General features: G+C 70.0%; 20 protein-coding genes. 9 read left to right on the top strand and 11 right to left on the bottom strand.

All coding sequences use genetic code 11. The features are described 5' to 3' along the window. Positions 1 to 41: 41 nt before the first annotated feature. Complete coding sequence (locus GUY60_RS06815) at positions 42 to 2,495, top strand: DNA gyrase/topoisomerase IV subunit A (protein WP_161694836.1); 2,454 nt, start codon at positions 42 to 44, stop codon at positions 2,493 to 2,495. Between the two features lie 21 nt (positions 2,496 to 2,516). On the opposite strand, the gene GUY60_RS06810 is transcribed toward GUY60_RS06815, so the two are convergent. Continuing rightward, positions 2,517 to 3,566: a CobW family GTP-binding protein gene (locus GUY60_RS06810; RefSeq protein WP_161694834.1), complete on the bottom strand. Its 1,050-nt coding sequence runs from the start codon at positions 3,564 to 3,566 to the stop codon at positions 2,517 to 2,519. Positions 3,567 to 3,893: 327 nt separating this feature from the next. On the opposite strand from GUY60_RS06810, the gene GUY60_RS06805 reads away from it, so the two are divergent. The 5 genes from GUY60_RS06805 (at position 3,894) to GUY60_RS06785 (ending at position 8,586) form a co-directional block, all read left to right on the top strand. Continuing rightward, the gene (locus tag GUY60_RS06805; protein WP_161694832.1) at positions 3,894 to 4,451 is read left to right on the top strand and encodes a DUF6082 family protein; all 558 of its coding nucleotides are present in this window, start codon (positions 3,894 to 3,896) and stop codon (positions 4,449 to 4,451) included. A 206-nt stretch (positions 4,452 to 4,657) separates the two neighbouring features. Beyond that, on the top strand, positions 4,658 to 4,894 hold the full coding sequence (locus GUY60_RS06800; protein ID WP_161694830.1) for a hypothetical protein: 237 nt from the start codon (positions 4,658 to 4,660) through the stop codon (positions 4,892 to 4,894). A gap of 234 nt (positions 4,895 to 5,128) precedes the next feature. Next, positions 5,129 to 6,190, top strand: coding sequence for a ferredoxin family protein (locus GUY60_RS06795; RefSeq protein WP_161694828.1), 1,062 nt, complete (start codon positions 5,129 to 5,131; stop codon positions 6,188 to 6,190). A 132-nt stretch (positions 6,191 to 6,322) separates the two neighbouring features. Then, the gene (locus GUY60_RS06790) at positions 6,323 to 7,891 is read left to right on the top strand and encodes an ATP-binding protein (protein WP_161694850.1); all 1,569 of its coding nucleotides are present in this window, start codon (positions 6,323 to 6,325) and stop codon (positions 7,889 to 7,891) included. 2 nt (positions 7,892 to 7,893) lie between these two features. Further along, a complete protein-coding gene (locus tag GUY60_RS06785) occupies positions 7,894 to 8,586 on the top strand; it encodes a response regulator (RefSeq protein ID WP_161694848.1) in 693 nt (230 codons plus the stop codon). A gap of 46 nt (positions 8,587 to 8,632) precedes the next feature. On the opposite strand, the gene GUY60_RS06780 is transcribed toward GUY60_RS06785, so the two are convergent. The 3 genes from GUY60_RS06780 to GUY60_RS06770 form a co-directional block, all read right to left on the bottom strand. Next, positions 8,633 to 10,234 carry a monocarboxylic acid transporter gene (locus GUY60_RS06780; protein ID WP_161694826.1) on the bottom strand — a complete coding sequence of 534 codons (1,602 nt, stop codon included), beginning with the start codon at positions 10,232 to 10,234 and terminating at the stop codon, positions 8,633 to 8,635. Continuing rightward, the gene (locus GUY60_RS06775; RefSeq protein ID WP_161694824.1) at positions 10,231 to 10,797 is read right to left on the bottom strand and encodes a DUF485 domain-containing protein; all 567 of its coding nucleotides are present in this window, start codon (positions 10,795 to 10,797) and stop codon (positions 10,231 to 10,233) included. The genes GUY60_RS06780 and GUY60_RS06775 overlap by 4 nt, the downstream gene beginning before the upstream one ends. 157 nt (positions 10,798 to 10,954) lie before the next feature. Next, positions 10,955 to 13,075 carry a DNA gyrase/topoisomerase IV subunit B gene (locus tag GUY60_RS06770; protein ID WP_161694822.1) on the bottom strand — a complete coding sequence of 707 codons (2,121 nt, stop codon included), beginning with the start codon at positions 13,073 to 13,075 and terminating at the stop codon, positions 10,955 to 10,957. Between the two features lie 464 nt (positions 13,076 to 13,539). Between GUY60_RS06770 and GUY60_RS06765 the strand changes: the two genes are divergently transcribed. Further along, entirely contained in the window at positions 13,540 to 13,767 is a 228-nt protein-coding gene (locus GUY60_RS06765) for a DUF7455 domain-containing protein (RefSeq protein WP_161694820.1), read from the top strand. Positions 13,768 to 13,880: 113 nt separating this feature from the next. Here GUY60_RS06765 and GUY60_RS06760 read toward each other — a convergent pair whose 3' ends face one another. From GUY60_RS06760 to GUY60_RS06735, 6 genes are all read right to left on the bottom strand, one after another. Further along, positions 13,881 to 14,744 (bottom strand): serine protease, encoded by an 864-nt coding sequence (locus GUY60_RS06760; protein WP_161694818.1) that lies wholly within the window; start codon positions 14,742 to 14,744, stop codon positions 13,881 to 13,883. A 133-nt stretch (positions 14,745 to 14,877) separates the two neighbouring features. After that, positions 14,878 to 16,422 carry an RNA polymerase sigma factor gene (locus GUY60_RS06755; RefSeq protein WP_161694816.1) on the bottom strand — a complete coding sequence of 515 codons (1,545 nt, stop codon included), beginning with the start codon at positions 16,420 to 16,422 and terminating at the stop codon, positions 14,878 to 14,880. A gap of 529 nt (positions 16,423 to 16,951) precedes the next feature. Further along, positions 16,952 to 17,842, bottom strand: a complete 891-nt coding sequence (locus GUY60_RS06750; RefSeq protein WP_161694814.1) for a FadR/GntR family transcriptional regulator — start codon at positions 17,840 to 17,842, stop codon at positions 16,952 to 16,954. A 173-nt stretch (positions 17,843 to 18,015) separates the two neighbouring features. Next, the gene (locus tag GUY60_RS06745) at positions 18,016 to 20,022 is read right to left on the bottom strand and encodes an ATP-binding cassette domain-containing protein (protein WP_161694812.1); all 2,007 of its coding nucleotides are present in this window, start codon (positions 20,020 to 20,022) and stop codon (positions 18,016 to 18,018) included. A gap of 472 nt (positions 20,023 to 20,494) precedes the next feature. Continuing rightward, positions 20,495 to 21,253 (bottom strand): NUDIX hydrolase, encoded by a 759-nt coding sequence (locus GUY60_RS06740; protein WP_187369952.1) that lies wholly within the window; start codon positions 21,251 to 21,253, stop codon positions 20,495 to 20,497. 111 nt (positions 21,254 to 21,364) lie between these two features. Further along, entirely contained in the window at positions 21,365 to 23,017 is a 1,653-nt protein-coding gene (locus GUY60_RS06735) for a DUF4192 domain-containing protein (protein WP_187369951.1), read from the bottom strand. Between the two features lie 132 nt (positions 23,018 to 23,149). Between GUY60_RS06735 and GUY60_RS06730 the strand changes: the two genes are divergently transcribed. Beyond that, positions 23,150 to 25,315, top strand: coding sequence for a RecQ family ATP-dependent DNA helicase (locus tag GUY60_RS06730; protein ID WP_161694808.1), 2,166 nt, complete (start codon positions 23,150 to 23,152; stop codon positions 25,313 to 25,315). 218 nt (positions 25,316 to 25,533) lie between these two features. Then, complete coding sequence (locus GUY60_RS06725) at positions 25,534 to 26,235, top strand: hypothetical protein (RefSeq protein WP_312866208.1); 702 nt, start codon at positions 25,534 to 25,536, stop codon at positions 26,233 to 26,235. Between the two features lie 243 nt (positions 26,236 to 26,478). Here the strand turns inward: GUY60_RS06725 and GUY60_RS06720 are convergent, their stop codons facing one another. Then, the gene (locus GUY60_RS06720) at positions 26,479 to 26,940 is read right to left on the bottom strand and encodes a hypothetical protein (RefSeq protein WP_161694846.1); all 462 of its coding nucleotides are present in this window, start codon (positions 26,938 to 26,940) and stop codon (positions 26,479 to 26,481) included. Positions 26,941 to 26,986: the final 46 nt, after the last annotated feature.

The raw sequence follows: 26,986 nt of genomic DNA, 5'->3' as shown, positions 1-26,986 counted from the left end.
GAGATTGCCCCGCACAGGAACGTGAAGGAGCCGCAGCAGCGATGGCCCGCCGCAGCACGAAGACCCCGCCGCCCGACGACGCGTACGAGGAGAAGATCCTCGACATCGACGTCGTCGACGAGATGCAGGGCTCCTTCCTCGAGTACGCCTATTCGGTCATCTACTCCCGGGCCCTGCCCGACGCCCGCGACGGACTGAAGCCGGTGCAGCGCCGCATCGTCTACCAGATGAACGAGATGGGCCTCAGGCCCGACCGCGGCTTCGTGAAGTGCGCCCGCGTCGTCGGCGAGGTCATGGGTAAGTTGCACCCGCACGGCGACGCGTCGATCTACGACGCGATGGTCCGCATGGCGCAGCCGTTCTCCATGCGCGTGCCGCTCGTCGACGGCCACGGCAACTTCGGCTCGCTGGGCAACGACGACCCGCCCGCCGCGATGCGGTACACCGAGGCGCGGATGGCGACCGCCACCTCGCTGATGACGGAGTCGATCGACGAGGACACGGTCGACTTCTCCCCGAACTACGACGGCCAGGAGCAGGAGCCGGTCGCGCTCCCCGCGGCGTATCCGAACCTGCTGGTGAACGGCTCGTCGGGCATCGCCGTAGGCATGGCGACGAACATGCCGCCGCACAACCTCGGCGAGGTCGTCGCGGCCGCCCGGCACCTCATCAAGCACCCGGCCGCCGACCTCGAGACGCTGATGAAGTTCGTCCCGGGACCCGATCTCCCCACGGGCGGACGGGTCGTGGGCCTCTCCGGCATCCGGGACGCGTACGAATCGGGCCGCGGCACCTTCAAGATCCGCGCGACGGTCGCCGTGGAGAACGTGACGCCCCGCCGCAAGGGCCTGATCGTCACCGAACTGCCCTTCACCGTCGGCCCCGAGAAGGTCATCTCGAAGATCAAGGACCTGGTCGGCAACAAGAAGCTCCAGGGCATCGCCGACGTCAAGGACCTCACCGACCGCAACCACGGCCTGCGCCTGGTCATCGAGGTCAAGAACGGCTTCATCCCCGAGGCCGTCCTTGAACAGCTCTACAAACTGACGCCGATGGAGGAGTCCTTCGGCATCAACAACGTCGCGCTGGTGGACGGCCAGCCGCTCACGCTCGGCCTGAAGGAGCTCCTCGAGGTCTACCTCGACCACCGCTTCACCGTGGTGCGCCGCCGCAGCGAGTTCCGCCGCAGCAAGAAGCGCGCCCGCCTCCACCTGGTGGAGGGCCTGCTCGTCGCGCTGCTCGACATCGACGAGGTGATCCGCCTCATCCGCTCCAGCGAGAACTCCGCGCAGGCCAAGGAGCGCCTGATGGAGCGCTTCTCGCTGAGCGAGATCCAGACGCAGTACATCCTGGACACCCCGCTGCGCCGCCTCACCAAGTTCGACCGGATCGAGCTGGAGTCGGAGCGCGACAAGCTGAACGCCGAGATCGAGGAGCTGACCCGCATCCTCGATTCGGACACCGAGCTGCGCAAGCTGGTCTCGGCCGAACTGGCCGCTGTGGCCAAGAAGTTCGGCACCGACCGGCGCACGGTGCTCCTTGAGTCCTCGGGCGCGCCCGCGACGGCGGTGCCCCTCGAGGTCGCCGACGACCCGTGCAAGGTGCTGCTCTCCTCGACCGGCCTCCTCGCGCGTACGGCCGGCGGCGAGGTGCCGTTCGACGAGGACGCGAAGCGCGCCAAGCACGACGTGATCGTCTCCACGGTGTCCGCGACCCAGCGCGGCGAGGTCGGCGCGGTGCTCTCCTCGGGCCGGCTGCTCCGGCTCAGCGTCATCGACCTGCCCCGGCTTCCGGACACGGTGGCCGCGCCCACGCTCTCGGGCGGCGCGCCCGTCGCGGAGTTCCTGAGCCTGGAGGCGGACGAGGAGCTGGTCTGCCTGATGACGCTCGACGAGTCCTCGCCGGGCCTCGCGCTCGGTACGGCGCAGGGCGTGGTCAAGCGAGTGGTGCCCGACTACCCGTCCCACCGGGACGAGTTGGAGGTCATCACGCTGAAGGACGGTGACCGTATCGTCGGCGCGGTAGAGCTGCGCACCGGCGAGGAGGACCTGGTCTTCGTCACGGACGACGCCCAACTGCTGCGCTACCAGGCCTCGCAGGTGCGTCCGCAGGGCCGTCCGGCGGGCGGCATGGCGGGCATCAAGCTCACCCAGGGCGCGAAGGTCATCTCGTTCACGGCGGTGGATCCGGCGGCCGACGCGATGGTGTTCACGGTGGCGGGCTCGCGCGGCACCCTGGACGACTCGGTGCAGACCACGGCGAAGATCACCCCGTTCGACCAGTACCCGCGCAAGGGCCGGGCCACCGGCGGTGTGCGCTGCCAGCGGTTCCTCAAGGGCGAGGACTGCCTGTCCTTCGCCTGGGCGGGCGCGGTGCCCGCACGCGCGGCGCAGCGCAACGGCACCCCGGCCGAGCTCCCGGAGATCGACCCGCGCCGGGACGGCTCGGGTGTCTCGCTCGCGAAGCCTGTGGCCGCGGTGGCGGGCCCGTTGTAGGCCCCTTGTAGGCCCGAGTGCCTACTCCACCGCGGGCTCGGGCTCGCGTTCGTCCACGTACCGCAGGACGCCCCACATGACCTCTTCGAGGCCGGCGTCCTGCGGTTCGTCGTCCCGGCAGTGGCTCAGGGCCCGGTGCAGCCCGTCGCCGTCCACCCCGGAGCCGATCAGTACGAGCTGGGTGAGCCGCTCGGCGCCTGCGGGCCACGGCTCCGGGCGGAAGCGCAGGAAGCGGCCGACGGCGTGCAGCGTGTAGCGGTTGCGCGGGTCGTACGCGCCGAAGTCGACAAATCCCTTGATGCGGTAGAGCCCTTGGGGCCGCTCATCGAGGAAGTCGAGCAGCCGACGCGGGTGCAGGGCGACGTCCGAGGTGAACGAGAGGCTGTCGTACGCGGCATGCAGATGCGCGCCCTCGTCGCCACCGTCGCGGTCGTGCAGGTCGTCGAAGGACAGCTGCCCGAAGCGCTCCCCCTTCGGCTTGCCGTCGAAGAGGAGTTCCGGGTCGATACGGCCGTACGTCGAGGGCACAACGGCCGCCCCGTCGGCGAACGCGCCCACGGCGGCGCGCAGTTGACGCAGCTCGTCCGGCTCGACCCGGTCGGTCTTGTTGAGCACCACGAGGTCGGCGAGGGCGAGATGCCGCGCGATCTCGGGGTGCCGTTCCCTGGTGGTGTCGAACTCGGCGGCGTCGACGACCTCGACGAGCCCGCCGTACACGATGTTCGGGTTGTCGCTGCCGAGCAGCATCCGCACCAGCTCCTGCGGCTCGGCCAGGCCGCTCGCCTCGATCACGATCACGTCGAGGCCGACGGAGGGGCGGGTGAGCTTCTCCAGATACGCGTCGAGTTCGCTGCCGTCGACGGCGCAGCAGAGGCAGCCGTTGCCGAGCGAGACGGTCGAACCGACCTGCCCCGCAACGGACATGGCGTCGATCTCGATCGCCCCGAAGTCATTGACGACGACGCCGATACGGTTGCCGCCGCTGAAGCGGAGCAGTTGGTTCAGGAGGGTCGTCTTACCGGACCCCAGAAACCCCGCGAGGACGACGACGGGGATCTGCCGCTTGCTCACACTGCGCCTTTCGTACGGAACCGTCTGGTCCCGGCCAGGATAAGTGCGCCCCCTTGTGCGCCGTCGAGTGGCGCACAAGCCACGACAGGGCGCATCCGGGTCCCGGAGTGAACGATTGTTAGCAGCGCGCGCGGGGCACACATTGTGCACGGCGCCGGTTGTTAAGACATCCGCATACCTCCGTGCGCCTCCTCTCCGCCTCCTGCCGATCAGCGCCGCTCGGCACCCTGGGAGGCGGCAAGCGCGCCGCCCACCGCTCGCTGGTCCCGCTCCCCCGTCACCCCGCACCCGACGGCCGGCGGACGGTCGTCTGACTCGGGGGTTGACATGGCCACACCCAAGACCTGTAAGCACCGCATCGGTTCCGCCACGGCATCCCTGGCCGCCGCGGCCGGCGCCGCCCTGCTGTTCGCCGCACAGCAACGCAAGTGCGAGTCACTGAGCGCACAGCTACGCGCGTACACCTCCCTGGTGCAACAGCAGCACCGCCAGGGAGCGCTCAACCACCAACACCGACTCCACTTCGACCTCCTCTGCAAAGCCATGGACGACCCCACACTGGCCGCCGTCCTGGACACGTACGAGGAGGAGGTGGGTCCGGAGGTCCGGCGTCAGTATTTGTTCGCGAACGCGCTCTACATCAACGCCGTGCACGCCCATCGGGCCGGCGCCATGAATCTGCTCGAACTCCATGGACACCTTCGGGTGATGTGCCAGAACGCCCCGTTCCGCGACTACTGGGCAGCCACCAAACCGCACCGGGCGAGCCTTCCGGATACATCGCAGGAGGCAGAGATCGGCCGCATGGTCGACGAGCTCATCCGCGAACTCGACGACGCGGAGACCGATGAGTGGTGGGTTGTCGGCGAACCGCCCATCAGGTGAGGCCAGTTGGGCTAAGTTGAGCGCCATCGAGGCGGCGTTCGAGGGCTGTTCAGGCGGCCGCCGAGGGGTACCCTTTCCGCGGTTACACAAGTACGTGCAAAACCTCCCAAAACGGAGTCTCTTCCGCCCAGACCAGGGTGCCCCCGCAGAGCACGACCCCGCGCTGCCAGCCTCGCCACTACTGCCCTCAAGGACCGGGATCCCTCTTGAAGATCGTGCGCCGCATCGGCGCGTCACCCCGCGAACGCGGCAGCGCGACCGGCCAGACCTGCCCCGATCTCTTCGAACTGAGCGACGGCAACTTCGCCGTGATCGGCACCGAGGCCACAGAGCAGCTCGACAGCGAACTCCCGCCCGACGCCGCCAGGGCGGACTACGAGCGCATTGTCGTGATCAGCCGGGAGACGCTGATCCGCGCCAAGGCAGACATCCCGGACGCCTGACGCCACCCCGGCGGCCGGACGGGGACCGTCCGGCCGACCCTCGGAGCCTTCCGCGTCGACCCGTTCCAGCGAACGGGTCGACGACCCCAGCCGCCGCGACGTTCATGAACACAGCAACCGCGTCGCGGACCTGCCCGTCGAGGCCTGCGCGTCGCGGACCTGCCCGTCGAGATCCGTGTCCCCCACACACACGCACCAGCACCCCCCACCCCAATGCAGGCTAGGCTCACCTACGTGAGTACGTGCGCGACCGCCTCGCGGGACCTGGACGAGCCGATCGCCGGCACCGCCGCCACCGCGAGGACCTGGCTCCTTCTCGAACAGTCCGGGCCCTGGGGCGCCAAGGCCCTGACCTCCAGCCACCTGGACCCCGAGATCGGCCGGGCCCTGGAAGCCGCGGCCGAGGGCACCGGCGTACGCGTCGCCCTGATCCGCCGCCCCGGCCGGCACGCCGACTGCCACACCGGCGCACGCCGCCGCGTCTACGCGGCCCACGTCGACCCGCGCTCCCCCAGCACCTGGCTGCACAGCGCGGTCACCGACGACCCCGCCAAGCTGCTGCACCTCGACTTCGCCGCCCTCGGCAAGGGCGACCACCACAGCTTCGACCAGGTCCTCGGCGCCGCCCCGCACTCCGGGACCCCGCTCGCCCTCGTCTGCACCAACGGCAAACGGGACCGCTGCTGCGCCCTGCTCGGCCGCCCGCTCGCCGCCGAACTCGTCGCCGCCGGTGAGCACGGCGCCTGGGAGGTCACCCACCTCGGCGGCCACCGCTTCTCCCCCACGCTCCTGGTCCTGCCGTACGGCTACGCGTACGGGCGGGTCGGCGCCGACGAGGTGCGCCGGGTGCTCGCGGCCGCCGGCGCCGGACGCGTGGTGGTCGACGGCTGCCGCGGCGGCTCGGCCTGGGACCGTCCCGGGCAGGCCGCGGAACTCGCGGTACGCACGGCGAGCGGCGAGGACCGCGCCGGGACCCTCTCCGTACTGCACACAGAGAACGTGCGGCACGCAGCGGACCTGCGGCACACAGCGGACGCGCCGCCCGCGGAGAACGCCCCGCACACGGAGAGCGCCCCGCTCTGGGACGTCCTCGTCGCGCACACCGACGGCCGCCGTTGGCGCGTCACGGTCGCCCAGGGCGCCTCGCTGCCGCCGCGGCCGGAGAGCTGCGGCGCCGCTCTCGCCTCCCCGGCGCGCATGGACGTACTGGCCGTACGCCCGGAACCCTCTCCTCCGCCCGCCGCTCCCACCGAGCCCTCCGGACCGCGTGACGTCGGCAACGTAATTGACCGCTGACCCGATTTGCGCCGTACCGTTTCCTCTCATGTACCCAGGTCTGTCCACCGTCCGAGAGCCGCTGACGCCGTGAGCACCGGGCGCAGGGTGCGCATAGGACTGCCGCGGCGGGTGTTCTCGCAGGTGCTGCTGATGCAGCTGGCCATCGCCGCGGGCGTCGCCGTGCTCGCCACCGGCCTGTTCCTCGCGCCGCTCAGCGAGCAGCTCGACGACCAGGCGATGCGCCGCGCCCTTGCCATCGCCCAGACCACAGCCGCGCAGCCGCAGGTCGCCGAGGACCTCAGCGAGACCCGGCCGAGCCGGGGCGGCCCGGTGCAGACCGAGGCCGAACGGATCCGCAAGGCGACCGGCGCCGAGTACATCGTGATCATGGACAAGCACGGGGTGCGCTGGTCGCACGCCAATCCCGCCGAGATCGGCAAGGTCGTCTCCACCGACCCCAGCGACGCGCTCGCCGGCCGGGACGTCATGGAGATCGACGACGGCACCCTCGGTCGCTCCGCCCGCGGCAAGGTCCCTCTGCGCGGCGAGAACGGCCGGATCGTCGGCGCGGTGTCGGTCGGCATCGAGTACGACAGCGTCCGGGACCGGCTCGTACGCGCCATCCCCGGCCTCTTCGCGTACGCGGGCGGGGCCCTGGCCGTCGGCGCGCTCGCCGCCTATCTGATCTCCCGCAGGGTCCAGCGACAGACCCGTGACCTGGCCTTCTCCGATATCTCCGCACTGCTCGCCGAGCGCGAGGCGATGCTGCACAGCATCCGCGAAGGCGTCGTCGCACTGGACCGGAACGGCCGCATCCGCCTCCTCAACGACGAGGCGCAGCGACTGCTCACGCTCGGCCCCGAGGCGATCGGCGCGCCCCTCGACGAGGCGCTCGGCGAGGGCCGCACCACCGATGTGCTCGCGGGCCGGGTCACCGGCACCGATCTGTTGACGGTGCGCGGCCAGCGCGTCCTGGTCGCCAACCGGATGCCCACCGACGACGGCGGCGCCGTCGCCACCCTCCGCGACCGTACGGAACTGGAACGTCTGGGCCGTGAACTCGACTCCACCCGCGGCCTGATCGACGCCCTGCGCGCCAAGGACCACGAGCACGCCAACCATCTGCACACCCTGCTCGGCCTGCTCGAACTGGAGATGTACGACGACGCGGTCGACTTCGTCGGCGAGACCGTGGGCGCCCACCGTGCCACCGCCGAGCAGCTCACCGAGAAGCTGCACGACCCGCTCGTCGCAGCGCTCCTGGTCGGCAAGGTCGCGGTCGCCGCGGAGCGCGGGGTCTCGCTGCGGGTCTCGGACGACACCCGCCTCCCGGACCGCCTGATCGACCCGCAGGGCCTGGTCACCATCGTCGGCAACCTCGTCGACAACGCCCTGGACGCAGCCGTCGGCAGCGCTCAGGCCTGCGTCGAGGTGGTCCTGCGGGCCGACGTCCGCTCGGTCGAGTTGCGGGTACGCGACTCGGGGCCCGGAGTCCCCCCGGAGAAGCGCGAGTTGATCTTTACGGAGGGCTGGTCCACGAAGGAACCGCCCGCGCACGGCAAGCGCGGCATCGGCCTCGCCCTGGTGCGCAGGCTCGCCGAACGCCAGGGCGGCACCGCCCGCGCGGGCGAATCCCCGGGCGGCGGCGCCGAGTTCACCGTCGTCCTGCCCGAGGCCCTGACCGAACCCGACCTCTCCCACGCGGAGGAGCCCCGATGAGCGTGATCGAAGTACTGGTCGTGGACGACGACGTACGCGTCGCCGGGGTGAACGCCGCCTACGTGGCGAAGGTCCCCGGCTTCCACGTCGCGGGCCAGGCACACAGCGGCACCGAGGCCCTGCGCCTGATCGAGGAGTCGGCCGCCGGGGGCGCGGCCGTGGACCTTGTGCTGCTCGACCACTATCTGCCCGACCGCACAGGCCTCGACATCGTCCGTACGCTGCGGGAACGCGGCCACCAGACCGACGTGATCATGGTGACGGCGGCCCGCGACGTGGCCACCGTGCAGGCGGCGATGCGGCACGGCGCGCTGCAGTACCTGGTGAAGCCGTTCACCTTCGCCGGCCTGCGCGCCAAGCTGGAGGCGTACGCCGGGCTGCGGCGCACCCTGGACGGCGGCGGCGAGGCCGAACAGGCCGAGGTGGACCGGATCTTCGGCGCCCTCTCCTCGACGCCCGAGCCCGAACTGCCCAAGGGCCACTCGCCCAGCACCGTCGAGCTGGTGCGGCGCGCCATGATGGCCGCCGAGGGGCCGCTCTCCGCCCAGGAACTCGCGGACCGGACCGGCCTGAGCCGCCAGACCGCCCAGCGCTACCTGAAGCTCCTGGAACGCGGCGGCCGCGTCCGCCTCACCCTCAAGTACGGCGACACCGGCCGCCCGGAACACCGCTACGCGTGGACGGCCAGCCGCTAGGCAGCGTCTCCCCAGGCCCCTCCTGGCAGCCGGCCTCGACTCAGGACTACACGGCGCCCGCCCCGGTCAGCGACCGCACCTCGACCTCCGCGTGCTTCGCCTCGTCCGGGGGCTCCGTGGACGTCACCGTGCCGATCCAGCCGGCCGCGAAGCCGAGCGGGATGGATACGAGGCCGGGGTTCTGGAGCGGGAACACCTGGAAGTCGAGCCCCGGGAAGATCGACTCGGGGCTGCCGGACATCACCGGCGAGAGCGCGACCAGGACGAGCGCGGGCACGAGGCCCCCGTACACCGACCAGACGGCGCCGCGCGTGGTGAAGCCGCGCCAGAACAGCGAGTACAGCAGTACCGGCAGGTTGGCGGACGCCGCGACGGCGAAGGCGAGCCCCACCAGGAACGCCACGTTCAGATCCCGGGCGAGCAGGCCGAGCGCGATGGCCACCAGACCGATGCCCACGGCCGCGACCCGCGCGACCGCGACCTCGCTGCGCGGTGAGGCGGGGGGCTTGCGCCTGCTCCGCAGCGAGGCGTACAGATCGTGCGCCACGGACGCCGACGAGGCGAGCGTGATGCCCGCGACCACGGCCAGGATCGTGGCGAACGCGACGGCCGCGACAACGGCGAACAGCACCGTGCCGCCCGTCGAGTCCGCGCCCCCTCCCAGATCGAGCGAGAGCAGCGAAACCGCCGTGTTCCCCGCGGGGTTGGAGCGGCGCACCGCGTCCGACCCGACGATCGCGGCGGCACCGAACCCGAGCACGACCGTCATCAGGTAGAAGCTGCCGATGAGCGCGATGGACCAGACGACCGAGCGCCGCGCCGCCCGCGCCGTGGGCACGGTGTAGAAGCGCGACAGGATGTGCGGCAACCCCGCCGTACCGAGCACCAGGGCGAGTCCGAGGCTGATGAAGTCGAACTTGGCCGTCCAACTGCCGCCGTACTTCAGCCCGGGGCCGAGGAACTTCGCACCGTGACCGCTGCGCTCAGCGGCCGTGTTCAGCAACTGGTTGAAGTCGCCGTGGAAGCGCACCAGGACGAGCACGGTGAGCGTGATGGCTCCGGCCATCAGCAGCACTGCCTTGACGATCTGGATCCACGTGGTGGCCCGCATCCCTCCCAACGACACATAGACGACCATGAGCGCGCCGACTCCGACGACGGTCCAGGACTGCGCCGCACCGCTGGTCCCACCGAGCAGCAGCGCGACCAGGCTGCCCGCCCCCACCATCTGCGCCACCAGATAGAGAACGGACACGGTGACCGAAGAAGTTCCCGCCGCGATCCGCACCGGGCGTTCACTCATCCGGGCCGCGACGACGTCCGCGAGCGTGAACCGGCCGCAGTTGCGCACGAGTTCGGCCACCAGGAACAGCACGACGAGCCAGGCGACGAGGAAGCCCACGGAGTAGAGCAGCCCGTCGTAGCCGTACAGCGCGATGAGTCCCGCGATGCCGAGGAACGAGGCCGCCGACATGTAGTCGCCGGCGATGGCAAAACCGTTCTCCAACGGGGAGAAGAGGCGGCCGCCCGCGTAGAACTCCTCTGCCGTGCCGTGCCGCTTACGGCTCGCCCAGGTGGTGATCGCCAGCGTGACCGCGACGAACACACTGAACAGAACGAGCGCCAGGGTCTGATGGTTCCCGCTCACCGCTGGACCCCCCTGGTCAATTCCTGGGTGTCCCAGCGCAGTTCGAGCGCCGCGTGGTCCCGTCGTAATCTCGCGTGCCGCGCGTACGCCCAGGTGAGCAGGAACGTGGAGAGGAACTGTCCGAGTCCCGCGACCATCGCCACATTGACCGCGCCGGCCACCGGCCGCGCCATCAGGTCGGGAGCGGCGGTCGCGGCCACGACGTACGCCACGTACCAGGCGAAGAAGGCCGCGCAGGCGGGCACGACGAACCGCCGGTACCGACGGCGGACTTCCTGGAAGGCCGGGCTGCCCTGCACCTCCAGATAGATGTCTGCCGCCCTCGTGGTGGGCTTCTGGTCCGCTTGCTGCGACACCCCGCGCGCGTGCGGCAGAGCGGACGCGGGCGCCCCGGTGCCGTCCAACTCGCCCCACCCTGAGGCCGACGCGTCTCGCCAGGGGTCACCCAGCCCACCTGGATCGCTGAGCCGGACCCTCCCGGCAACGCGATCTTCGTGCTTCTCCACCGAACTCTCCTCGTCCGCGGCACACTTGGGCCGCGCGCCCAAGCATGGGCAGAACATGAAGATCCAGACACCTCAATCCCGCCTCTTCACCCCATCGGATGACCAACTGCCCGATTCGGGACGGACTGCGCGAGCTGAGCGACCTCGGGCACAAAAAACCGCCGCTCCTCCACCCGGAAGGTGAAGGAGCGGCGGGAGAAGCCGAGTTGAGCCCTCAGGCGTCGATACGCGACCGGTCCAGGGTCGCCGCCGAGCTGGTGATGAACTCCTTGCGGGGCGCCACCTCATTGCCCATCAGCAGATCGAAGACCTGCTCCGAGGCCTCCAGGTCGCTGATGTTGATGCGACGCAGAGTGCGGAAGCGCGGGTCCATCGTGGTCTCCGCGAGCTGGTCCGCGTCCATCTCACCGAGGCCCTTGTAGCGCTGGATCGAGTCCTTGTAGCGCACACCCTTACGCTCGAACTCGAGGAGCGTGGCCCGGAGTTCGTTGTCCGAGTACGTGTACACGTACTTGTCCTGGCCCTTCTTGGGCTGGACCAGCTCGATCCGGTGCAGCGGCGGCACCGCGGCGAAGACCCGGCCGGCCTCCACCATCGGCCGCATGTACCGCTGGAACAGCGTGAGCAGCAGAACACGGATGTGGGCGCCGTCCACATCGGCGTCGACCAGGAGGATGATCTTGCCGTAGCGCGCGGCGTCGATGTCGAAGGTCCGCCCGGACCCGGCTCCTATGACCTGGATGATCGCGCCGCACTCAGCGTTCTTCAGCATGTCCGAGACGGACGCCTTCTGAACGTTGAGGATCTTGCCGCGGATCGGAAGGAGGGCCTGGAACTCGGAGTTCCGGGCGAGCTTGGCCGTACCGAGCGCGGAGTCCCCCTCGACGATGAACAGCTCGCTGCGGTCCACGTCGTCACTGCGGCAGTCGGCGAGCTTCGCGGGCAGCGAGGACGACTCGAGCGCCGTCTTCCGCCGCTGCGCCTCCTTGTGCTGGCGTGCGGCGATCCGCGTACGAGCGGCGGCGACGGTCTTCTCGAGGACCGCCCGCGCCTGCGCCTTGGCGTCCCGCTTGGTGGAGGCCAGGAACGCCTTGAGCTCCTTGGCCACGACATTGGCCACGATCCGGTTGGCCGCGGAGGTGCCGAGGACTTCCTTGGTCTGGCCCTCGAACTGCGGCTCGGCGAGGCGCACCGTGACGACCGCGGTCAGGCCCTCCAGAGCGTCGTCCTTGACGATGTCGTCCTCGGCGACCCGCAGCAGCTTCTGGGTGCGCAGGACCTCGTTCACCGTCTTGGTCACCGAGCGCTCGAAGCCGCTGACGTGGGTGCCGCCCTTGGGGGTGGCGATGATGTTCACGAAGGACTTGATCGCCGTGTCGTACCCCGTGCCCCAACGCAGCGCGATGTCGACCGCGAGTTCACGGGTGACCTCGGTGGGCGTCATGTGACCGCGGTCGTCGAGTACGGGGACGGTCTCCTTGAAGGTGCCCTGCCCGGACAGCCGCACCACGTCACAGATCGGCTTGTCCTGGGCGAGGAACTCGCAGAACTCGCTGATGCCGCCGTCGAAACGGAACGTCTCTTCGCTCTTGCCGATCCCGTCCAGGTCCCGCTCGTCGCGCACGATGATGGTGAGACCCGGCACGAGGAACGCGGTCTGGCGGGCGCGCTGGTGCAGCGTCTCCAGGGAGAGCTTGGCGTCCTTGAGGAAGATCTGACGGTCCGCCCAGTAGCGCACGCGCGTACCGGTGCGGTTCTTGGGGATCCGCTTGCCCTTGACCAGGCCGTTCGCCGGGTCGAAGGGGGCCTCAGCGCCGTCCTGGGTGAAGAGGCCGGGCACACCGCGCCGGAAGCTGATGGAGTGCGTCTTGCTGTTGCGGTCCACCTCGACGTCGAGCCGGGCCGACAGCGCGTTGACCACGGAGGCGCCCACGCCGTGCAGACCGCCGGAGGCCGCGTACGAGCCGCCGCCGAACTTGCCGCCCGCGTGCAGCTTGGTCATGACGACCTCGACCCCGGAGAGGCCGGTCTTGGGCTCGACGTCCACGGGGATGCCGCGGCCGTTGTCCTGCACCTCCACGGATCCGTCCTCGTGGAGGATCACCTCGATGAGGTCGCAGTGGCCGCCGAGGGCCTCATCCACGGAGTTGTCGATGATCTCCCAGATGCAGTGCATCAGGCCGCGACTGTCCGTCGAGCCGATGTACATGCCCGGACGCTTGCGTACCGCTTCGAGCCCCTCGAGGACGAGCAGGTGCCGCGCGGTGTAATTGGAACCGTCCCGGTCTGCCCCGGACAGCAGCTCTGTGGACGACACGGACGTCTCGGCGGTCACGCGTTTCGCTCCTCGCTGAATTTCAATTGGGACCCTCTGGAGAGAGAGTCGTCATCGGGCGTCGCTCAGAGGGTACCGAGGCCTGGTAGAGCCGATGTAACGCCACCCTCGACTCACTGCAGCGTAGTCCAGGGTCGTATGGATGTTCGATCCCTCGATGGGGTGATGCGCACATCACGTTCCCAACCAGGCATGAACCATTTAGGCTCCGGGCACGTCCTCATGAACAACCGGTCGCGCCACGACCGGGGAGGGCCAAGCATGAACCACAACTGGATACGGCAAGTAACTCTGCAAACCACGCGAAAACCGTAGAAGACGTAATACGGCACATTCGCCGCCAACCGGCAGCAGACAGCCGCCTCGGAAGATTTTTTCGAGGAAAAGCCTCGAGCGGGAACGTTTTCGGCCTGGTTGGATGTTGACCCTGGTACGACAGCTCGTCGAGCTAGAGAAGAGGCGACGTGACTACTGTTCTGACCCCCGCGAGCCCCCTGACGGCCGCTGATCGCTGCGACCGCTGCGGCGCCCAGGCATACCTGCGCGTCGTCCTGATGAGCGGCGGTGAACTGCTCTTCTGCGCCCATCACGGCCGCAAGTTCGAGCCGGAACTCAAGAAGATCGCCGCTGAGATACAGGACGAGACGGAGCGGCTGACCGCCGTCCCGGCAACCAACGACGAAGAACGCTGACACTCTTCGCATCACGACGAGCCAGCACCGGCCCAGGGCCGGCACAGCGGGCGGTCACCCCTCCACGAAGGGGTGACCGCCCGCTCTCGTACGCCCGTGACGGTGACCCGCGCCTACTGCCCGGCCACCGGCTCCGACAGGCGCTGCTCGTCCGACACCAGAGGCAGTACGTCGGAGATCCGCGTGTAGACGCCGGGATTGCCGGGTCGGCCGCAGCCGCTGCCCCACGACACCAGGCCGATCAGCCGACCGCCCGCCACCAGCGGACCACCGCTGTCCCCCTGGCAAGCGTCCTTCCCACCGCTCTCCTCGCCCGCGCACAGCATGGAGTCGGCGAGGTACTTGCCGTCGGTGGTGCCGGGGTAGGCCTGTTCGCACACGGCGTCGGAGAGCACCCGAACCTGGGCGGCACGCAGCGTACGCGCGTAGTCACCCTTGCCTGTGGTGTCGCCCCAGCCGTACACCGAGGCCGTCCTGCCCGGCTCGTACGCGGAGTGCCCCGGCCCCGCCATGGGGATCACGGATGCGGCGGGCAGCGGCTTGGCCAGCGTCAGGACCGCCACGTCCCCGGCGTTGGTGATGCTGTCGTACTCCGGATTCACCGACACCCGGCGCACGGCCACCTCGCGCCCGCCGGCCGCCTCCAGGTCGCCGCGCTCCGCGATGATCTCCAGGTCACGCACCTCGTTCAGCGGGACTCCGAGGACTTCCCTGCTCAGGCAGTGCGCGGCCGTGAGCACCGTTCGCGTGCCCACCACAGCGCCACCACAGAACTGCCCCGACCGGGTACCACCGAACCGGTCACGGCTGGCCACCGCCACGACCCACGGGTGCTCAGCCGCCTGGACCGGCTTGCCGCCGACCACCACGCTGTCGGCCACCGCCGCCGGAGCGGGGGCGGCCAGAGGCAGCACGACCGCCGCCGACAGCGGGGCGAGCGCACCCGACAGCGCTCTGACGAAGGGACGACGGCGCATACGTACTCCTGACGCTGAGTTGCAGTGACTCGCTCAGCGTCGACCACGCGCGCGCGGTGCGCACCCGCGCACGCGGAAGGGCCCGGAATCCTCACGGAATCCGGGCCCTTGCCGCGTACGAACTGTGCGTGACCTAGTCGAGGTAGTCGCGCAGCACCTGGGAGCGCGACGGGTGCCGAAGCTTCGACATGGTCTTCGACTCGATCTGACGGATGCGCTCACGCGTCACGCCGTAGACCTTGCCGATCTCGTCGAGGGTCTTCGGCTGACCGTCGGTGAGACCGAACCGCATGGACACGACGCCCGCCTCACGCTCGGAGAGCGTGTCCAGGACGGAGTGCAGCTGCTCCTGGAGGAGGGTGAAGGACACCGCGTCCGCCGGGACGACGGCTTCGGAGTCCTCGATGAGGTCACCGAACTCGCTGTCGCCGTCCTCGCCGAGCGGGGTGTGCAGGGAGATGGGCTCACGACCGTACTTCTGGACCTCGATGACCTTTTCAGGGGTCATGTCGAGTTCCTTGGCCAGCTCCTCCGGGGTGGGCTCGCGGCCCAGGTCCTGGAGCATCTGACGCTGCACGCGCGCGAGCTTGTTGATGACCTCGACCATGTGCACCGGGATACGGATGGTGCGGGCCTGGTCGGCCATGGCGCGGGTGATGGCCTGACGGATCCACCACGTCGCGTACGTGGAGAACTTGTAGCCCTTGGTGTAGTCGAACTTCTCGACCGCACGGATCAGACCGAGGTTGCCCTCCTGGATCAGGTCCAGGAAGAGCATGCCGCGGCCGGTGTAGCGCTTCGCCAGGGAGACCACCAGACGGAGGTTGGCCTCCAGGAGGTGGTTCTTGGCGCGGCGCCCGTCCTCGGCGATGATCTCCAGCTCACGCTTCAGCTTCGGCGCGAGCTTGTCGGCGTTGGCCAGCTTGTCCTCGGCGAACAGACCGGCCTCGATGCGCTTGGCGAGCTCCACCTCCTGCTCGGCGTTGAGCAGCGGGACCTTACCGATCTGCTTGAGGTAGTCCTTGACCGGGTCGGCGGTGGCGCCGGCGACGGCGACCTGCTGCGCAGGAGCGTCGTCCTCGTCGTCGTCGGAGAGGACGAAGCCCTTGGCCTCGCCGCCGGTCTCCTCCTCTTCCTCGCCGGGCTTGGCCGCGGTCGACGTCTCCTCGATCGGCTCGTCGCCGTCGAGCAGTTCGTCGTCCTTCTTGCCCTTCTTGGCCGTCGTCTTCTTCGCTGCGGTCTTCTTCGCCGCGGCCTTCTTGGCCGTCGTCTTCTTGGCGGCGGTCTTCTTCGCGGGGGCGGCCTCGTCGGCCGATGCCTCGGCTGCGGACGAGACGGTCGCGGCGGTGGCCGTGGCCTTCTTCGCCGTCGCCGTCTTGGCCGCCACGGTCTTGGTAGCGGTGCGCTTGGCCGGACTCTTCGCTGCGACGCTCTTGCGGGGGCGCTTCGGCGACTCCGCGGCACTGACCATCAGCGTCACACCCTCTTCCTCGAGGATCTGGTTGAGGCTGCGCAGAACGTTCTTCCACTGAGTGGCCGGAATCTGGTCAGCTTCGAAGGCCCGACGCACGTCATCGCCGGCGATCTGCCCCTCAGCCTTTCCCCGCTCGATGAGCGCCATCACAGACTCGGACTCGGCGATCTCCGGCGGGAGCGTACGGGATGTGCTGGCCGACACGAACAACCTCTCGGAACGATGGAAACGGCTTCCGGCCCCGTCCACTGTGGAACCGGAGCCGACTACCGACGGCTTGGGGATTGGCCGACGGCACGGGCGGCGCGTTGGAGCTGTCACAGCGCCGCGAGCGGCGGCTGTATTCCCTCCTCGGCTGTCACCTCTTAGGTCATCGCGCTACCCGGAGGAGCGTTACGCCCAATCTGCGTGGCCCGAGTCACACCCCGTAACCATTGATTACAACCCCTATGGGACATAGCCCCTCAGATACGCGTGCCCACACCGGCGCATCGCACTCCTCCGCGCGCTGTTCACCCGGCAGCGAGCGCTCTGCGCACGCGAGCCGTCGGGCCCTGCGCGGGTCCCGACGACTCCCCTGACGCGTGAGGCGGGTCCGCGGGCCGCCGCTCCGGCCCACGAGTACGGAGCGGCGGCGCACCGCCGGGGCGTACACGAGCGAACACGGAAGCGAGCGAGGAAGGGAGTACGCGGCCGACGTACGGGCATGGCGTACACGGCGGACGTACCGAGCTCAGTGCTGCTCGCGCGGCGCCGGTACCACACGCTCCACGTCCGGGTGGACGGTGAGCAGCTGCCGCATGGCCGTCTCGGCGCCGACTCCGTCGCCCGCGCCGAGGGCCTCGACGATGCGCGCGTGGTGGGCGATGGCCGTCTCGTTGGGGCGGTCGCAGCCGGTGACCGGTCCCCCGGAGACCTGGAGCGCGGCCGAGACGATGCCGGAGAGGTGCTCGAGCATGCGGTTGCCCGCGACCTGGATGAGCAGCGAGTGGAACTCGGAGTCCGCCCGAGCGAAGGTGACGGCGTCACCCTGCCCGAGGGCGTGCCCCATGATCTCGACCATGTCGACCAGACGCTGCTGCACGTCCTCACGGCCGTGGCCGGCGGCGAGCCTGGCGGCCAGCGGCTCGATCGTCCAGCGCAGTTCGCTCAGTTCGCGGCGCTGGTCGTCGCGCTGCGGACCGAAGGCGCGCCATTCGATGATGTCCGGGTCGAGCAGGTTCCAGTCGCTCACGGGACGGACCCGCGTACCGACATTGGGGCGGGCGCTGACGAGGCCCTTGGCCTCTAGCACTCGCAGCGACTCGCGGACAACGGTGCGGGACACCTCGAAACGCTGCCCGATCTCCTCCGGAACGAGCGGACGGTCCGCCCCGAGGTCACCGGAAACGATCATCTGGCCAAGCTGCTGGACGAGTTGGCCGTGCAGGCCGCGCCCGCGGTTGCCCGCCGCGCGTCGGCTGGTTCGACCCAGGTCCGGATCCGAGCTTTCCCAGGAAGGGACGCCGACGCGACCGGCCATGGGGGCCTCCGCGTAGGAGTAGCGGTTGAGTTCGCCCGGTCCTGCGAGGCCGGAGTCGGCAGAGCGGGCGGCGGTCATCATGGTGTGCGCAAGGGTACTCACGGATCCTTTGTCGGCTCAGCGCTCAAGCCCCTTGAGGTCTTTGGTGAAAAGCACACGAAAGGGTGATCGCTTACCTCGCTGCAATTGACGCCTTATCCGACAGAAACGAACCTTCTACCGCTAGCCCGTGGGCAGTTGCGCACAAGGGCTGCGCGGCGAGTTCGGGCACGGGACTATCTCGCCCTGCTGCGCAGTGAGGTCAGCAGATAGGCGCACAGGAGTGCGGTAAGACTCAACAGCAGTGCGCTGCCCACTGGTTGAGCGATCATGCGAACCGCACTGGCGACGAAGTGGTCGCCCTTCGCCGGCCACTGCACGAGCATCACGTCCCGCAGCCGACTCGGCAGACCCGCCGCCGACCGCGCCGACGGCCCTTCCATGAGCTTCTCCACCAGGGGTACGACGACGATCGGCACGGCGAGCAGCGCCGCCAACCCCGCGGTGGTGGAACGGAAGACGCCCGCCGCAAGAAGCCCGGCCCAGGAGCACGCGACAGTGAGCGCACCCCAACTCGCCGCCATTTCAAGCCAGTCCGGCGGCAGTTGGGTCACCTCCTCGCCATAGACGACGTGCAGCGTCAGGCCGTCGCCCACCACCGTGGCCAGCGCGAGGAGTAGCGCCGTGCCGGAGCAGACCACGAGCTTGGCGGCGAGCAGGCCGAGTCTCCGCGGCACCGTGCCGCGGTCCGCGGCGAGTGCGGGGTGCCGGAACTCGTCCCCGAACGACAGCGCTCCGAGCAGTCCCGCCCCCATCGCGGCGGGGGCGAGCGGGAGTTCGTAGGGCCAGGCCGCGAGCAGCCGGGGCAGCGGCGTGTGTCCAACCCTGGCCAGGTAGAGCGCGAGGACCGCGGAGACGGCGAGCACGAGGAGTGTCGTCAGATACCCGGTGCTGAGTCCGGCAGCACGACGCAGTTCGTAGCGCAGGGGGCGCAGCGGACTGCGGGCCGGGCGGACCGTGATGGGTGGCGGCAGGGGGGAGAGTTCCGTTCGGTAGGCGCCAGTTGAGCCACTCAGCATCTTGCCGACTCTGATGACCCCACAACGCGCCGCAGCCTTTCCGCCAACTTCATCTGAGGTGTTGGAGGAGTCGGAGGTGTTGGAGGTGTTGGAGGTGTTGGAGGTGTTGGAGGTGTCGGAGGTGTCGGAGGTGTTGGAGGTGTTGGAGGTGTCGGACAGGGTGTGCGGGCCTGCCGTCCCCGCGCCGGTCCTCGCGGTTACGGTCCCAGTCTCATCGCCGGATACCGCATCGCCGGGTACCGAATCAGCCGCTGTTGCGCCCCCGGTCGACACCTCTGCGGGCTCAGGTGGCCCGGAGTCACCGATCTCATCGGCGAGTTGATGAATCAGGACGCCGTGCTTGAACGCCGTCTCGCCCACCTCGGCACAGTTACTCCCGTACACCGAAAGCCTGTTGCCGTCCTCGCGCACCACCTCGACCGAACGCCGGCCCACGCGCGCCTCCTTCGTCAGCAACGCGCCGAGACGGGCCGCGTGCGGGGACCTGACGGCCACCCTGGGGCGCAATCTCGTGCGGGCGAACTCCCCGACTCCCTGGTCCGCCACCACCTTTCCGTGTTCGATCGTGACCACGTGATCCGCGGCTCGGGCCGCCGCCTTGGCGTCGCTCGTGGTGAACAGCACGGCGCCGCCCTGCTCGGCATGGGCCCGCAGCATCCCGTACATCCAGTGCCCCTCGCGCGCCGAGAGGCCGTCAGCGGGCGAGTCCAGAACCAGCGTGTGCGGATCGGCGAGCAGCGCGCAGGCGAGGCCGAGTCGACGGTCCATCCCGCGCGACAAGGTGCCGAGGCGCTGGTCACGGAGGCTGACCAGGCCGACGACCTCCAGCACCTCGTCGGCCCGGGACACCGGCACCCCGGCGGCCGCGCACAGCATGCGCAACTGCCCACGCACCGTGCGCCCCGGATGCCCGGGAACCTCACCGAGGAGGACTCCGACTTCACGTGCGGGATGCGCGATGCGACGCAGCGGACGACCTCTGAAGTACGTGATGCCACGGCCTGGTTGCAGTTCGAGCATCAGTCTCAGGACCACGCTGGTACCCGCGTCAGCGCCTCCGAGCAGGGCGGTGACGTGTCCGGCCCGCGCCTCGAGGGACACATCGTCGACTGCGGGCGGAAATCCCCGACGAGGATTGCTGGTCAGTCCGGTTGCCTGGATCATCGCTTCTCTCACAGACGGTGGAGACCGCGCGGCGGCCGTGGGAAGTCCGCCAGGTCGGGGACGGACAGACCCCGTGAGTACTTCAGCAAGATAACCCTCCATTTCCGGCTTTTCGGTCAGATACGGGCCTCGGGTGCGCCCACCCGCCCCGTTCACCCAGCCCTGGAAAGGCCGCAGTTCGCCCGTGTGTACGGCTCGGTCGCACACTGCTCGGGGGCGTGCGCGTGTAGGGCGCGGTTCGTTGCGGTGCGGTGCGCAGGGGTTTGTTGCGGTTCGGTGGAGTGGCGAACTCGCGTGTGGGCGGTACGGGTACGTGAGTGGGTGGGCGCACGTCAGCGCATGCGGGCACGGCGGGGTGACAGGTCGGCCCGAGGTGCGTGCGGGCGAGGCGGGGCCTGCTTCAGCCCGCGCCTGGGGTGCGATGGGCGTGCTGCACCGGGGCGCCGCTCAACTCGTGCCGAGGACTTCGACCTCAGACCTCAGGCCTCAGCATCGGCGGGTTGAGCAGCGTGGCGCCGCCCGCCCTGAACAGTTGCGCCGGGCGACCACCTTGCCGCGTGGTGGTTCCGCCCGTGGGTACCAAGAAGCCCGGCGTGCCCGTCACCTTGCGGTGGAAGTTGCGCGGGTCCAGCGCCACGCCCCACACCGCCTCGTAGACCCTGCGCAGCTCCCCCACGGTGAACTCGGGCGGGCAGAACGCCGTGGCCAGCGAGGAGTACTCGATCTTGGACCGCGCACGCTCCACCCCGTCCGCGAGGATCTGCGCATGATCGAAGGCGAGCGGTCCTGTTTGATCTCCCTCCGGATCCTGCTCGAGGAACGTCTCGACCGGTGCCCAGCGCGCGCTGTTCGCATCGCCGCCCGCCTTGGGCGCGGGCAGGTCGGGGGCGAGTGCGAGGTGCGCGACGCTGACCACTCGCATGCGGGGGTCACGCTTGGGGTCGCCGTAGGTGCCGAGTTGCTCGAGATGCGCCCCGTTGCCCGACTCGGGTGCCGGCTCCCCCGGATCGTGTGCGCGCAGCCCGGTCTCCTCCGCCAACTCCCGTGCGGCAGCCGTCGCGAGATCCTCGTCCGCCCGCACGAACCCGCCCGGAAGTGCCCAACGCCCCTGGAACGGTGGCTCACCACGCCGGATCGCCAACGCGCAGAGGGAGTGACGGCGAACAGTCAGCACAACCAGGTCGACTGTGACTGCAAAGGGCGGGAAGGCCGACGGGTCGTAGGGCGACATGCCGCGATCATAGTCGTCTGCCTGACGATAAACACTCCCTTCGCTGTGGATCATCCACCGTCGTGCCAACAGGCCAGGACGTGACCGCGAGGACGCCGCACCTCCCGTTCCCTACTTCCCGTTCCCTTGATCACCTCCTGCCGAGGAGGAGCCGCCCGACCGGCGCCCCGGGCCGCCAGGTCGTCGACCGGCCGACGGTCCACCGCCGCGCCGCCGCGGTCCGCCTCCGGTCGCACCGGCCGGGCCTCGCCGGGCGATGTTCCGCTTGAGCCGTCCCGCAAGGTCGGGATCGACTCGCGTATCGGGCCGGGTCCTCCCCTTGCGGCGCGTGGCAGAGCCGGGCGGACGCCGCGTCGCCGAGCCCTTGGCCGGTCGGTGGTGGGCCTGGCACCCACCGGGCTTCCCTGTGGGTGCGCCCGGCTCGGCCGATGACGCGGGCGCCTCTCCGGGGCGGCTCACAAGAGGGGATTCGGGCTTCCTCCCTTCAGCTTCCGGGTCCCTTGCGGTGCGACTCCCGTGGGTGTCCCTTCGCCAGACCCCTGACATCGACTGCCAGTCCGGTACGAGCAGTTGGGGTCGGTCACCTTCGCCGGGACCCGGCAGGGCACCGGCCACCCGAGCCGTTGACCGGGCGTCCCGTGTGCGCAATTGGTCGCGCAGACACTGCCGTACCTCCTCGACGTCGAGGCCCTGATTGCAGGCTCGGTGCAGGAGTTGGGCGAAGGTGTAGACGGGGTCGAGTTCCAGGGCGAGGCCCAGGGCGACCCTGGCTTCCGGTTCGTCGTCGAGAGACCAGGCGACCCAGCCCGCGAGGGCAAGTGGTGCTGTGGCGAACTCCATGTACGGGGCGACACAGCGCCGAGCCAGCGCCCTCCAGAGCCGGAGCGCGAGGACGGCCTCCTCGCCCTCCATCCACTCCGCCGCCCGGTCACGCGTCTCCCGTACCTGCAGGCCCAGGATCACGTCCGCCGCTTCACGGTCCCCGATCAGCTGATCGTCACGAAGATCGGCCTCCAGTACCCCGCCCACGGGTGGCGCCGTACGTAGCCGGGCCATCATTCCCGCTGCCGTCGCGATGGTCTCCCGTGCGACCAGCTCGCCCTCGTTGTCACTGAGCATGCGCGGAACCAAGGCCGACGAGGCGGCGTCCAGGGTGGACTTCTGATCCGCCACCCCACCCCCTCGACGGGGCGCGAACCGGGCCTTCATCTGGCGCAGGCTCCCGTGCATGGGAAGCCCGGCGTACGTCGCCGCAGCAGCAGTGACCGAGGTGCCCTGCAGCGCCATCGGCGCTCCGGTCGGCGGGCAGCAGCGCGCGTCACGGCAGACGTACGACCAGTACCGCCCGGCGGAGAGGCAGAGTGCCTCATCGACGGTGATGCCGGCGTTGCCACAAGCCGCGCACAGGGCCGCGGCGAGTGGCCGCAACCGTTCCATCGCCTGCTGGGCGCTCTCACCGTCGCGGGGATCCTGGCAGAGGAAGACGACCACGCCGTCAGGCCGTGCCACGCGCCGCTCGCTCCCGGTCACGAGGCACGTGACCAGTTGTTCCGCGATCGAAGGCCAGTCCTCCTCCTGGTCGGGAATTCCCAGGCGCACCCGCCCGCCGAAGGTGCGCCGGTCGCCGTGGGAGGCGACGAGAACCACACTGCCGTCGGGGTGGAATCCCATCAAATACGGGAGCGCATCCGCGAGTTCGGCCGGGCTGCGCAAGGTGATCGTCGGCTCGCCGGACCCGCCGGCGGCTTCGCTGTGATTCGTCATGCGGCGACTCTGTCGCGGATTCCCGGGCTCCGGTTTACCTGTGGACAACCCTGGCCGTGCACACGTCAGAAGTTTTCCACAGGCCGCCGAGGCCATTCGCCGAATGTCCGAGCCATCGGGTTGCATGGACGCATGAGCAACGAAGAACTCCGCACAGCGGCCGACGCCGTACTCGCCCGGCTCGTCGGCGACCAGACCGGCCGTGCCCGGCTGCGCGAGGACCAATGGCGGGCCATCGAGGCACTGGTCGCCGACAAGCGCCGGGCCCTCGTCGTGCAGCGCACCGGCTGGGGCAAGTCGGCGGTGTACTTCGTCGCGACCTCGTTGCTGCGCGAGCAGGGCGCCGGGCCGACCGTCATCGTGTCGCCGCTGCTCGCCCTCATGCGTAACCAGGTGGAAGCCGCCGCACGGGCCGGTATTCACGCACGCACGATCAACTCGTCCAATACGGAGGAGTGGGACACGATCCAGGCCGAAGTGGCCGCGGGTACCGTCGACGTCCTCCTCGTGAGCCCGGAGCGCCTCAACAACCCCGACTTCCGCGACGAGGTGCTCCCCCGCCTGGCCGCGGCGACCGGCCTGCTCGTGGTCGACGAGGCGCACTGCATCTCCGACTGGGGTCATGACTTCCGGCCCGACTACCGCAGGCTCCGCACGATGCTCGCGGACCTGCCGCCAGGCGTCCCCGTCCTCGCCACCACGGCCACGGCCAACGCCCGAGTGACTGCGGATGTCGCCGAACAGCTGGGCACCGGAGGCGGGTCGGACGCACTGGTGCTCCGAGGCCCCCTGGACCGCGAGAGCCTCAGCCTCGGCGTGCTCGAACTCCCGGATGCGGCCAGCCGGTTGGCCTGGCTGGGCGAGCACCTCAACGACCTGCCGGGCTCAGGAATCATCTACACCCTCACGGTCGCCGCGGCCGAAGAGGTCACGGCCTTTCTCCGGCAGTGCGGTCACACCGTGTCCTCGTACACGGGCAAGACCGAGAACGCGGAGCGGCAGCAGGCTGAGGAGGACCTGCTCGCCAACCGCGTGAAGGCCCTCGTCGCCACGTCCGCGCTCGGCATGGGCTTCGACAAGCCCGACCTGGGATTCGTCGTCCATCTCGGGTCCCCCTCCTCCCCCATCGCCTACTACCAGCAGGTGGGTCGCGCCGGCCGCGGTGTCGAGCATGCCGAGGTGCTGCTCATGCCGGGCAAGGAGGACGAAGCGATCTGGCGGTACTTCGCATCGGTGGCGTTCCCACCGGAATCCCAGGTGCGCCTCACCCTGGACACGCTGGCGAACGCGGGCCGCCCGCTGTCCCTGCCCGCACTCGAACCGCTCGTGGAACTGCGCCGCACACGACTCGAGACGATGCTCAAGGTCCTGGACGTGGACGGCGCGGTCCGGCGCGTCAAGGGCGGCTGGATCTCCACGGGCCAGCAGTGGACGTACGACGCCGAGCGGTACGCATGGGTCGCCCGCCAACGTGAGGCCGAGCAGCAGGCCATGCGGGACTACGCGACGACATCGGGCTGCCGAATGGAGTTCCTGCGGCTCCAGTTGGACGACGAGGCGGCAGCGCCGTGCGGGCGTTGCGACAACTGCAAGGGGCCTCGCTTCGACACAGAGGTCTCCACGACATCGCTCGACGCCGCGCGGGGCGAACTCGGGCGCGCAGGGGTCGAGGTGGAGCCGCGCAAGATGTGGCCGACCGGGCTCGCAGCCGTGGGCATGGACCTCAAGGGCCGCATCCCGGCGAGCGAACAGGCCGGTACGGGACGCGCGCTCGGGCGCCTCTCGGACATCGGCTGGGGCAACCGGCTGCGCCCCATGCTGGCCCCGCAGTCAACCGACGGTGCGATTCCGGACGATGTGGCCCGAGCCGTGGTGGAGGTCCTGGCCGACTGGGCGAAGGGGCCCGGGGGTTGGGCATCGGGCAGCCCTGACGCTCAGCTCCGACCGGTCGGCGTGGTGACGATGCCGTCCCGTACGCGCCCGCAGCTCATCCAGTCCCTGGCCACCCATATCGCCAACGTCGGCCGCATGCCACTGCTCGGCTCCCTTGCCTATGTGCCGGGGGCGGACCACATGAGCCCGCCGCGCAGCAACAGCGCCCAGCGACTGCGCGCGCTGGACGGCACGTTGACCGTTCCCGGCGAGCTGGCCGAGAGCCTGCGACAGGCGCCCGGCGGTCCGGTGCTGCTCGTCGACGATCTGACGGAGACCGGCTGGACGCTCGCAGTGGCGACCCGCATGCTCCGCCGGGCCTCCGCGGAGGGGGTGTTGCCACTGGTACTGGCCATTCAGGGGTGATCCACGCGTCATGAGAGTCGAACGGGGGCAGGATATTGACAACACACCCATCGATTACGGGCACCGGCCCCAACTGCTCGTTGCTTGGGGGCCGATGGGCGGGCGAGAATTGGAGTGCTCCCCGCACGGCTCGTCCGTGGTCCGGCAGTGCTGTGCCGCGGTGCGCTCCCCAGTCCGACCCCGCCCGCAGGTGTGGGCGCGTAGCCGAAGGGAGGACCGTGACCTTCGGATTCACTCCGTCCGCCGCGGCGTCAGAGCCGGGAGCGTCACATCCCGCTGAGATGTCCGACTCCGCCAACCAACTGGCCCGTGTGCTTGAACCCTCCGAGTGGGCGGCCGCGGGAATCCCACTGTTGCGCGACCCACGCGAGGTCGTCAGCGGCCTGCATGTCAGGCATCTGCCCACACCGGAAACGGCAGTGGTGGCGGTCCTCGATCAGGACGAGCGGCTGCGGGCGAGCGCGTCGTTCTCGCGCCGGGCGACCGGCGCGGACGGATGGGTGTACCGGAACGCCCTGCTGGCTCAGCTGCGCCGAGTCATCCCGCACGACCTGCGGCGCCGCACCCCGGTGCGGACGGCTGTGTTGCTCTACTGCCGGGAGGGCGACGCGAAGTGGACGCAGGAGGACGGCGCCTGGATGTGGGGGTTGCGGGATGCCTGCACGCTGCACGGGTTGCGGTGCGGTGCGTACATCACGTTGACGCGCGGTGGTTGGCAGGTGCTCGGCGAGGGACGAGGCGGCCGACGGCCGTACATCGGCTCGGTCTCCGGGCAGTCCGAGGACTCCGGGCAGGAGGAAGTCGGGCTCCACGAGCGGGCTCAGCCACCGCTCCGACGGCTGCCGACCAATGGCACTGCGCAGCCACAGCAGAACTCCGGCAGAGCGCAGGAACGGATACACGGGGGCGCGGCCCGCTGAACGGCACGGGTCCGCCACGCTCGCCACACACGCCGCCGGCCCGGGGCGGCAGCCACCGGCCAACGCCGGACAGCCACAGCCACAGCCACAACACCGGACAGCGCCCAAGCAAGTGCGAGCCGTGAACGGACCTGAGGCCGCGCGGTGTGCGCGGACCTTCAGGTGTTCACGTGTCCCGGCAGGGTTCGGATGCGCCTGCCGGGGGTGCGAGTGCTCGGACACCCGGATCCGGGCGTCCGAGTGTCAGACTCCGGCGCCCAGGGCCGAGTTGATCCGCTGCGCGTCACCGCAGACGATCAGCAGGGCTCCGGCACGGCCGAGCGCGAGGGGCAGGGCGGTGGCCGCCTCACCCTCGGTCGAACCGTTGACGGCGACGACGACCACGGGGCGGGTGGCCGCGCGGGCGATGTCGGCAGCGCCGGCGTAGAACACGTCGTCCTGGGCGTCGTGCTGGGCCCAGTAGGCGTCCGCGCCGAAGGACAGCTCGTGTGCTGCCCACGGGTGCGGGTCGCCCGTCGTGATCACAAGGATCTCGCCGGGCGGGCGGCCGGTGTCGAGCAACAGGTCGACCGCTTCTTCGGCGGCGTCCAGCGCACCCTCGGCGGAGGCCGGGATCAGCTGGATCTGCGGGGTGCCGGACGGCTCGTCCGCAGCGGTACGCGCTGCGGGAACCGCGGCCGGCTTCGCCGGTGCGGCGGGCGGCACGGGCGCACCCGGCTTGGCCGGAGTGCGCTGCGCGGGAGGCGTGGGC

Source organism: Streptomyces boluensis (assembly GCF_009908195.1).
Classification (GTDB): Bacteria; Actinomycetota; Actinomycetes; order Streptomycetales; family Streptomycetaceae; genus Streptomyces; species Streptomyces boluensis.
This window is presented reverse-complemented; position numbering and strand designations above follow the sequence as displayed.